Origin of the sequence: Streptomyces sp. NPDC091209 (genome assembly GCF_044757755.1) — a bacterium.
In the GTDB taxonomy this organism is placed as follows: domain Bacteria; phylum Actinomycetota; class Actinomycetes; order Streptomycetales; family Streptomycetaceae; genus Streptomyces.
This window is the reverse complement of record NZ_JBIVVR010000009.1, coordinates 431,664-441,391: the sequence shown is the minus strand read 5'-3', so window position 1 is coordinate 441,391 and position 9,728 is coordinate 431,664. Positions and strand designations below refer to the sequence as shown.

Genomic DNA, 9,728 nt, shown 5'->3' with positions numbered 1-9,728 from the left:
ACGAGGCCCGGCCGTTCAAGTGGACCAAAACCGCCGACCAGATCCTCGACCGGATCTGCCGCTACTGCTCACGCATCTCCGAACCAGCTCACTAGCTAGTGTCCTGCGCCGGATGTTCCCAGGTGGTTCCGGCTGAGTTGCGGACGGCCAATGCTGCCTGGCCGGTGACGGGAATCCGACCGCCAGGACGAGACAGATCCACCCACGGATTTCAGGCACAGGACACTAGAGTTGAGGCGACATCCAGCGACGGAACCACGGGGGACTGATGACCGGTCAGTGGGAAACACTCGGCGAAACGGGCGGCGTCGAGGCGTATGTGCACCGGCCGACGGGTGACGTGCGGGGCGCCGTGGTGGTCTGCTCGGAGCTCTACGGAGTGAACGCCTACGTCCGCGACACCTGCGCCGAGTTGGCGGCCTCCGGCTATGTCGCGCTGGCGCCCGACTACTACTGGCGCAGCGCCCGCCGCACCGGACTCGGGTACTCCGCCGAGGAGCGGGACGACGGCCTCGTGCTGATGCGCGCCCTGGACCGGGACGAGTTGGTGGCCGACGCCTCCGCGGCGCTGGCCGCGGCACGCACGGAAGCCGGGGAGCGGGGCGTGGCCTTCCTCGGACTGAGCATGGGCGGGCACATCGCGGTCCGGGCGGCGACCGAGCTGAGCTTCGAGCTGGCGGTCCTCTTCTACCCGGGCTGGCTGCTGAACAGCGGCTTCCCGCTGGTCGGTCCGGTGCCCCCGCTGGAGACCAGCGAGCGGATCGCCGCAGGCGGCGCGTTCCTGCTGGGCTTTCGCGGCGAGCTGGACCACATCATCCCGGCCGAGGAGTGGGAGCAGGCCGAGCGGCAGCTCACCGAGGCGAAGGTGCCGCACGAGCTGGTGACCTACCCGGGCGCCCGGCACGGCTTCGCCTGTGCGGACCGCCCGGACGACCACGACCCACAGGCCGGCGCGGACGCCTGGCGCAAGGTCTACGCCGCCTTGGAATCGCACCTCTAGTGTCCTGTGCCGGAAGTCCCTAGGTGGTTCCGGCTGAGTCGCGGACGGCCGATGCTGCCTGGTCGGCGACGGGAATCCGACCGCCAGGACGAGACAGATCTACCTACGGATTTCAGGCGCAGGACACTAGCGCCGCTTCGCCGCTGGGGCGCTTCAGGCGGGTGTACGGGGGCACCCCCGGCCGAAGGCTGAGGGAGGCAGGCCGACCGCGCTCGGCCCTCATCGTTCCTCAGAGGGCCTGTGCGCGCCCTCGTTCGCCGGAGTCCGGGGTGGGAGAGGGCGTCGGCCGGTTCGGGGTGTGGGAAACCGGGAGGGACGGCGGGGACGATGACGTCCCCGCCGGCCTCGCGGCGGAATAAGGCCCCTCAAACCGGACCACTTGCCCTCCGGTGCTGTGAGAACAGCCCCAGCCCCCCGGGAACACCCGCTCGCGGACCGGCGATCGCCCTTGCGCGTACCGAAGTGGCAATGAAATCAAGTCAGTTGTACCGCCCGGCATTGCGCGAAGGGGCGCGAGCTGTCACCGTCATGCGCGGAATGAAAATTGGATCATGACATTCCGCAACCCCGGCTTTATGGTTCCGGCTCCACGGGTGGCAAACCTTGCTCCCCCCATGCCGGAACGGTCAGAAGGGCCGGTTCCCTCATGACATGCCGGTTCCGGGCCCAGGACGGACGTCTGCCGTCGGGCCTGCGGCATCCTCCGCGAACGACGAAACCCGGCGGTGTGCGACGCGGTTCGACCGACCGGTCATCCGCATATCCGTCGAAGGAGACACTTCCCCCTTATGAAGACCATATCCAAGGATTCTTCCGTGAAGTCGGGCCGGCGGGCCCGGACCACGGTGGTGGCGGCGGCCGCGGTGCTCCTGTCGGCGGCCTCCCTGCTCGCCGCCGCCCCGGCGATGGCGGCTCCGGCGGCGATCAAGCTGACCTCCGCCTCCTGTCCCACCGAGATCCTGCAGGGTCAGTCGAGCGGTTGCGTCACCGAGCTGCAGAACCTGCTCAACGCCCACGGCGCCGGGCTGACGGTGGACGGCAGCTTCGGCGCCGCCACCTTGTACGCGGTCCGCGAGTACCAGGCCTCCGTCGCGATCGCCGTGGACGGACGGGTGGGCCCCGGCACCAAGGTCAAGCTCTACGCCACCGGCGGCTCGGCGCCCGCGCCGATCAACCTCCTGTCCTCCTCGTGCCCGGCGAACGTCGTCCAGGGCGACAAGAGCGGCTGCGTCACCGAACTGCAGCGGCTGCTCCGCCACTTCGGCTACAGCGTCGACGCGGACGGTGAGTTCGGGGCGGGCACCCTGGCGGCGGTGAAGTCCTTCCAGTCCGGGCACGGCCTGACGGCCGACGGCCAGGTCGGGCCGAGCACCAAGGCCGAGCTCTACAACACCGACGAGTCCGGGTCGACGGCTCTGGACCTGCGCTCGGCGGCCTGCCCGGCGACCATCACGGAGGATCAGAGCGGCGGTTGCGTCCTGACCCTGCAGGCCCTGCTCAACGGTCAGGGACAACACGTGGACGTCGACGGCCAGTTCGGCGCCGAGACCTTCGTGGCCGTGCAGGCGTTCCAGACCGCGCACGGCCTGGAGCCGGACGGCGACGTCGGCCCGAACACCAAGGCCGCCCTGTACGCCAACATCAGCGGTGGCGGCGGCAACGGCGCCCCGTCGCCGATCAACCTGACCTCGGCGTCCTGCCCGAACGAGATCGTCAAGGGTCAGAAGAGCGGCTGCGTCACCGAGCTGCAGAGCCTGCTCAACCACCATGGCGCCGACCTCGCCGTGGACGGCGAGTTCGGGGCGATGTCCGACGCCGCGGTGCGGGACTTCCAGTCCGAGAACGGCCTCACGGTCGACGGCAGGGTCGGGCCGGGAACCAAGTCGGCCCTGTACGGGGCGGTCACCCCGCCGGCCACGACCCCGCCCGGCGGCGGCTACAGCAAGATGCTCGACGTGGCCGCGGCCGAGGTCGGCACGCTCCAGGGCAGCGCCCGGGCGAACAGCTACGGCTCCGCCGTGGGCATGTCCAAGTCCACCAACGACTATGCCTGGTGCGCGACCTTCGTGAGCTGGGTGGCCAAGCAGACGGGGGCCACCACCTTCAACGACACCTACGTCTCGGGCTGGGTCAACAAGGCACGGGCCGGCCAGCGGCACCTCTCGGTGACGACCGACCCGCAGCCCGGCGACATCGTGGCCTATGACTGGAACGGCGGCAGTGACTTCAACGACGGGAACGAGCACATCGGCATCGTGCGCACGGTGAGTGGCGGCTCCAGCTTCACCGCCGTCGAGGGCAACACCAGCGATCCCAACGGCAACGGGCCGGACGGTGTCTACATCAAGAACCGCACCACGGCTTCGACGTACGACGTGGTCTTCATCCGCGTCCGCTGACCGGGTACCGGACCGAGGCGCCGTTTCCTCCGGGCACGTGATCCCGTGGCACCGGCAGACGGTCGCCCCGTCGACACGACGCCGGCCCGTGATCCGTCCGGCACGACCGGACGGATCACGGCCTAAGGGCTGTCCCGTAATCCCCGGTGGATCAGCGCGCGGCGTCAGATGCGGTGCATCGCAAGGCGGAGGGTCGTCCTCATACTGGGCGTATTCGGGCGATCCGACAACGCGGCGAGGTGCCGTAGCTGTCGTCGTGCGCCCGCCGGGGATTACGGGACAGCCCTTAGCTAGAGCGCGCCTTAAGGATCTTGCCCTCCGCATGTCAGGGCGGTGGTCCCGACTTCCCGTGCTGCAAAGCCCCGCGCGCTGCCTGCGGTCTCTAGCCTCAGCTCGCCGGCCCGAACTCCTCCGGGAGGGCGGCCACCACGAAAGCGACGGCTTCCTCCGGCGTCTCGGTGCGCGCAACCAGCCTGCCTTCGTTCCGCACCCCGTACAGCCCCTCGTCGTACGGGCAGATGATGTACCCGACCCGCGTCTTCCAGAACTCCTCGACACTGGAGGAGAACCAGAGGTTGAAGTGACTGTTGACCGGCATCAGCCGGCGGAGCACCGGCTGGGCGTACGCCGCCGCCAGCACCGCGTGGGGGCGCGGGTGCCGGTCGTACGGCGGCATGTGGATGCGGTCGACCTTGACGCGCCACCTCAACTCGACGACACCGAACGGCTCCCGCTCGTGGTCGAGGGCCCAGGGCCTGAACCGGACGAACGGGGCGCGCGCCCTGGTCTCCTCGAGGCCCGCGCCGCCCGTCCACGCAGCCGTCGCCCTGACCACTTCGGCCAGGTCTGCGGTACATCCACAGGCCAAGGGTGTGCCGTTGTCCTGGAGGTTCACCTGGAAAGTCCGACGCCTCTCGCCGGGCGGATACACCATCACCCGCCGACCGCTCCTCGCGTCGACGTACTCTGCGAGGCGACCCCACTTCCTGTCCGACTCGGGCAAGGCAAGCCCGAGCCTCTCGGCCGTACGCCCTAGCGCAGCCCGGAGGGCTCCGTCATCGTCCCAGCCACCCTCGCCAAGCCCCGCCCCGAAGTTCATCGCACCAGTGTGGCCGAATCACCCCGGCTTGATGACCGCCACTTTCCGATCATCGGATCGTTGGTCCGGTCGTGCCGTTGACTGACGCGCAGTGGGCGCGCATAGAGCCGTTGTTGCCGGATCGGACGCCGAAGCGGGGCGGGCGGTGGCGTGATCACCGCCAGGTGATCGACGCGATCGCTTGGAAGTTCCAGACCGGTTCGCAGTGGATACAGCTGCCCCGCGAGTACGGATCGTGGAAGGGCGTCGACACCCGGCTGCGGAACCGGGCGGTCGACGGCACCTGGGAGCGCGTCTTCACTGCCCTGCTCGCCCAGGCCGACGCCGAAGGCGACCTGGACTGGGCAGTCTCGGTCGACTCCACTATCGTGCGCGCCCATCAGAACGCAGCCGGGGCCCGAAAAGGGGGGCCCCGGCCGACGAACCAGACCACCACGCCATCGGACGCTCCCGCTCCGGGCTGACCACCAAGATCCGCCTTGCGGCGGACAGCCGCTGCCGCCCGCCGTGCTTTGTCCTCACCCCGGGTCAGGCCAACGACGCACCCGCTTTCCAGCGGGTCATGTCCGCCCTGCGCGTGCCCAGGACGATCGGCAGGCCTCGGACCCGAGCCCTGGTAGTCCTGGCGGACCGGACCTACTCGTCGAGGGCTGTCCGCGAGCACCTGCGCAGGCGCAGCATCCGTGCGGTGATCCCGCAGCCCGCTGACCAGATCGCCAACCGCAAGCGCAGGGGCCGGCGGGGCGGCCGCCCGCCCGCCTTCGACCGCCCGGCCCACAAGCAGCGCAACACCGTTGAGCGCTGCATCAACCGCCTGAAGAACTGGCGCGGCCTGGCAACCCGCTACGAGAGGACCGCCACCGTGTTCCGCGCCGGACTCTACATCGCCAGCATCTTCATCTGGTCCGTCCGCTGATCGGAAAGAAACGCCCCAGGTCCGTACAGGTGATCACCTCACGGGTGATGTCTCGGGTCGGATGCCCGCATGCCGTGGCTCGCCGCCAAGGGTCGTCCGGTCTCGTGACCACGCGGTCGCCCCATCGCACGGCCGCCCCATCACGAGGTCTCGGCAACGCGGTCACTCGGCCACGGGCCTCACCGCGTCCCTCCCGACTCCGTCTTCACCGGTGCCGGCCTCCGGAGCAGGTAGACGCCCGCGACGGAGACCAGGACGGCCATGCAGGCGATGAACACGAGCCCCGCGCCCTCCAGGCCGATCGGACCCACCAGTACGCCGACTCCGATCACCGGCACCGAGATGCCCGCGTAGGCGACCACGAACAGGGTGGAGATCACCGCCGCGCGCTGGTGCTCGGGAGACGCCTGCGCCACGGTGGCCAGCGCCCCGCGGAACGCCAGGCCCTGGCCGCCTCCGCCGACGATCGCGCTGAGCACCACCAGGACCAGCAGGTCCCAGCGCAGCGCGCCCGCGAGCAGCGCGAGACCGCCGAGGAGCGCGGCGCAGCCCAGCGGCAGTGACCGCCACACTCCGACCCTGCCGACCGCGAGCTGCCCGGCGGTCGAGGCGAAGAAGGCGAGGGCGACGACCAGCCCGCTCACGGCATGGTTGTCGACGTTCAGGGACTTGGCGAGGAACGACGGACTGACCGACGTGAACACCCCGAACAGGGCGAACCCCACGAAGGCGGCGATCGCGGGCGGCCCGAACACCGGCCGCACCCGCGGCGGCAGGCCGGGCTTCTGCGGTCGTACGGTGCTCAGCGGACGCCGTTCCCGTACGGTCTCGGGGAGTCGCAGCAGCACGGCGGCCGAGAGGGCCACCAGGGCGAGGTGGACGGCGAACGGCAGGTACAGCGGCCAGGGCGCGTACTGCGCGAGCAGCCCGGCGAGCAGGGGACCGCAGCCGAGTCCTCCCATGTTGGCGGCCGTCGCGACGAAGGTGGCCCGGCCGGCGCCGCCCGGCGGTGCCAGTTCCATCACGTACGCCGTGGCGGCTCCGGTGAACAGCCCGGCGGACAGGCCCGACAGCAGCCGTCCCACGTACAGCCAGCCCAGTCCGGTGGCGCACAGGAAGCAGACGGCGCTCGCCGCCGCGAATCCGAGGCCCCACAGCAGAATCGGACGCCTGCCCACCGAGTCCGAGGCGTTGCCGGCGAGCAGCAGCACGCCGATGACTCCGAAGGCGTACACGGCGTACACGACGGTGACCGTCAGCTCGGAGAATCCGAACTTCTCCTGGTAGAGGCCGTAGAGGGGAGTCGGCAGCGTGGTGCCGGCCATGCAGACGGCGAACACCGCCCCGCTGAGCAAACACGGGCGCCACCCTCGGAGATCACCGTCCATGCCGCCGACAGTAACGTCATGGACCGACGTGGTCCGGCCCGACGTGCCGCCGGAAGGAACCGGAGGCGGCCGTGGGGCGGGTGCTCGCGATCGGGTGCCCGGCTCCCCGCGGGTGAGTGGCGGACCGGGCGCGGTCCGCCCTCCCTTCGCGGGGAGAACGGACCGCGCCGACGACCCGTCAGGGGGCCGGGGCGAGGCGCGCGCGGAGCGGCGGGGAGGCGCGAGCCGGGCGCCTCGCCGTCAGGAGCAGCCCGCCGGTGTCGCCTGTGACGCGTCGTGGATCAGCGCGTCGTGGGCTGCCTTCAGCCGGGCCACATCGGGCTTGACCACCTTGCGGTCGTACGTGATCAGCCCGTTCAACTCTCCCTCCACGTCCGAGATCTGGGTGTAGACGGCGCCGTTGCCGCCCTTGCAGGCGAGCTTGTGCACCTCGGCCAGCCGGGCCAGGTAGTCGTCGGTGTACGTCGTGGGGTCGACGTCCACGTAGGACTGCTGGACGGACCAGGCGTGTCCGGGCACCGCGAGTCCGAGTCCGCCGTACTCGCCGCTGACCAGGGCTCTTTTCCCGTCCGGGTTCGGTGGCAGCGCGGGGCTCGGGTAGCCGTGTTCGTCGATGATGTCGCCGGTGCCGCCGTCCACGCCGAGGTTGATGCCCGACATGGAGTTGATGAGGCGTGTGGGGTCCCAGGCCTTGGCCTGGTCGGCGATGCGGGCCTCGTCGTACTGGCCCCAGCCCTCGTTGAAGGTGACCCACATGACGACCGACGGGCTGCTGATGTGCTCGTCGATCATCTGCTTCATCTCGCGCTCGTACTCGGCGCGGGACGCGCCGTTCGGATCGACCCCGGCGGTCATGGCGGGCATGTCCTGCCAGACCATCAGGCCGAGCCGGTCGGCCCAGTAGAACCAGCGGTCGGGTTCGACCTTGATGTGTTTGCGGACCGCGTTGAAGCCCATCCGCTTGTGCATCTTCAGGTCGTAGGAGAGGGCTTCGTCGGTGGGTGCGGTGTAGAGGCCGTCGGGCCAGAAGCCCTGGTCGAGGGTGGCCATCATGAAGACCGGTTTGCCGTTGAGGACGGTGCGCGGGGTTCCGTTCACCTGCTCGACGGCGATCGACCGCATCCCGAAGTAGCTGCCGACGCGGTCGGCGCCGACGGTCACCTTGAGGTCGTAGAGGAAGGGGTCGTCGGGTGACCAGAGGTGCGGGTCGGTGATCTTCAGGACGAGCGGCCGCCCGGTGCGGCCCCGCACGGTGGCGATCTTGCGGTGTCCGGCGTAGGCGGTCGCGGTGACCGGCACTCCGTTCCGGATGCCCCGCGGCTCGACGGTGAGCCGGCTGTTCTTGACGTCGGGCGTCAGCTTGAGCGAGTCGGCATGGGCGGCGGCGACCGGCTCCATCCAGACCGTCTGCCAGATTCCGGAGGACGGGGTGTACCAGATGCCGCTGGGGTCGAGGCGCTGTTTGCCGACCGGCGGGTTCTCGCCGCCCTGCGCGTCGGTCGGGTCGTAGACGCCGACGATCAGTTCCTGGGTGCGGCGGCCGGGCTTCAGCGCGGCGGTGATGTCGGCGCTGAACTTGTCGTAGCCGCCCTGGTGTTCGGCGACCTGGGTGCCGTTGACAAAGACCTCGGCCCGCCAGTCGACGGCGCCGAAGTTGAGCTGGAGGCGCTTGCCCCGGCCGACTTTCCAGTCGGACGGGACGGTGAAGGTGCGCCGGTACCACATGCGGTCCTCGTGGCGTTCGATGCCGGAGAGTTGGGACTCCACGGGGTAGGGCACGAGGATCTTCTCGGCGAGCTTCTTGCCGACCGGCGGCTGCTCGCCCGTCTTGGCGGCGGCGAACTGCCACGAGCCGTTCAGGTTGCGCCAGTCGGGCCGGGTGAGCTGGGGCCGGGGGTACTCGGGGTGGGCGTTGCGGGGGCCGACGTCGTCCGCCCACTTGGTGCGCAGTTCGTGGGTGGAACGGTTGGGGCCGCTGCTCCAGAAGGCGTTGACAACGTTGCCGTTCGTCCCGGAGAGGCCGCCCTTGCCGTCGTACCGCAGGTCGGCGGTGCCTTTGGCCGTGCCGGACTTGTTGCCGACGACGGGTTCCTTCAGGCCGACGATCAGGGACTTGGGATCGGCGGGGTCCAACTGCGCTGTCGACAGAGGCCACTTGGCGCCGCCGATGACGGCTTCGACATGGTCGGTGAGGCCGGCCGGGGGCGCGGTGAGCGGCTGGGCGAAGTCGAGGCGCAGGGTACGGCCGTCGCCCTGGACGGTGGTGGCGATGGCGCCGTCGTAGGCGTATCCGTCGGGCAGCCGGAGTGCCGACTGCGGGACGGCCGTCTTGGTGCCGCCGGGCGGGGTCCAGCGCAGATGGAGGTTGGAGCCGCCGAAGTGCTCGAAGTACTCGACCTTGATGTCGTAGGCCTGTCCGGCGGTCAGGTCGAGGGGCTGGGAGGTCTGTTCGCGGTCCCAGTCGTCGACCCAGTGGTCGATGGCGAGATGTCCGTCGACCCACAGCCGGAAGCCGTTGTCGCCGATGATCGAAAAGGTGTGGGCGCCGGTCTTCTCGGGGACGATCCGGCCGGTCCAGCGGACGTTGACGTCGTCCGACTGTCCGGTGGCGAAGGCCAGTCGCGGCTCCAGGTTGTCGAAGTCGAGGTTCGTGTCCAATCCGGTCGCCTTCAACTCGTGGAAGTCGAAGGCGCCGGGGGCGGACTGGGTGTAGTACTCGCCCTTCAGACCGTGGACTTCCACGGGGTCGTCGGCGGCTGTGGCGGCGGGGACCGCGGTGAGTCCCGCGAGGCCGAGTACCGCGACGAGCAGTAATGCCAGTCGGGTTCTGAGGGTTCTGGGTCCACTGATGCGCACGGATCCTCCTTGGCTGAGGAAGGGTGGCGGCTCGTTGCTTCAGTCTGTACAACGTTGGAAGGAACGGGAG

At 69.9% G+C, this 9,728-nt stretch carries 6 protein-coding genes; 3 read left to right on the top strand and 3 right to left on the bottom strand.

The window, feature by feature from the left end; all coding sequences use genetic code 11:
* Positions 1-268: 268 nt before the first annotated feature.
* Both ACIQRL_RS27390 and ACIQRL_RS27385 read left to right on the top strand, forming a co-directional pair.
* Entirely contained in the window at positions 269-1,000 is a 732-nt protein-coding gene (locus ACIQRL_RS27390; RefSeq protein WP_401336419.1) for a dienelactone hydrolase family protein, read from the top strand.
* A 788-nt stretch (positions 1,001-1,788) separates the two neighbouring features.
* On the top strand, positions 1,789-3,399 hold the full coding sequence (locus ACIQRL_RS27385) for a peptidoglycan-binding protein (protein WP_401336416.1): 1,611 nt from the start codon (positions 1,789-1,791) through the stop codon (positions 3,397-3,399).
* A gap of 388 nt (positions 3,400-3,787) precedes the next feature.
* On the opposite strand, the gene ACIQRL_RS27380 is transcribed toward ACIQRL_RS27385, so the two are convergent.
* Positions 3,788-4,498, bottom strand: coding sequence for a DUF6193 family natural product biosynthesis protein (locus tag ACIQRL_RS27380; protein ID WP_401336413.1), 711 nt, complete (start codon positions 4,496-4,498; stop codon positions 3,788-3,790).
* A 71-nt stretch (positions 4,499-4,569) separates the two neighbouring features.
* Between ACIQRL_RS27380 and ACIQRL_RS27375 the strand changes: the two genes are divergently transcribed.
* A protein-coding gene (locus tag ACIQRL_RS27375) for an IS5 family transposase (protein ID WP_401336410.1) occupies positions 4,570-5,414 on the top strand; the annotation gives its coding sequence in 2 pieces (ribosomal slippage) (positions 4,570-4,897 and positions 4,897-5,414; 846 coding nt in all).
* A 179-nt stretch (positions 5,415-5,593) separates the two neighbouring features.
* On the opposite strand, the gene ACIQRL_RS27370 is transcribed toward ACIQRL_RS27375, so the two are convergent.
* The gene (locus ACIQRL_RS27370; RefSeq protein ID WP_401336407.1) at positions 5,594-6,802 is read right to left on the bottom strand and encodes an MFS transporter; all 1,209 of its coding nucleotides are present in this window, start codon (positions 6,800-6,802) and stop codon (positions 5,594-5,596) included.
* 240 nt (positions 6,803-7,042) lie between these two features.
* A complete protein-coding gene (locus tag ACIQRL_RS27365; protein ID WP_401336403.1) occupies positions 7,043-9,658 on the bottom strand; it encodes a PA14 domain-containing protein in 2,616 nt (871 codons plus the stop codon).
* Between the last annotated feature and the right edge of the window lie 70 nt (positions 9,659-9,728).

Excerpts from the sequence above, each read along its gene's own strand:
- ACIQRL_RS27385 (WP_401336416.1), top strand. The coding sequence starts at position 1,789 with ATGAAGACCATATCCAAGGATTCTTCCGTGAAGTCGGGCCGGCGGGCC.
- ACIQRL_RS27390 (WP_401336419.1), top strand. The coding sequence starts at position 269 with ATGACCGGTCAGTGGGAAACACTCGGCGAAACGGGCGGCGTCGAGGCG.
- ACIQRL_RS27380 (WP_401336413.1), bottom strand. The coding sequence starts at position 4,498 with ATGAACTTCGGGGCGGGGCTTGGCGAGGGTGGCTGGGACGATGACGGA.
- ACIQRL_RS27370 (WP_401336407.1), bottom strand. The coding sequence starts at position 6,802 with ATGGACGGTGATCTCCGAGGGTGGCGCCCGTGTTTGCTCAGCGGGGCG.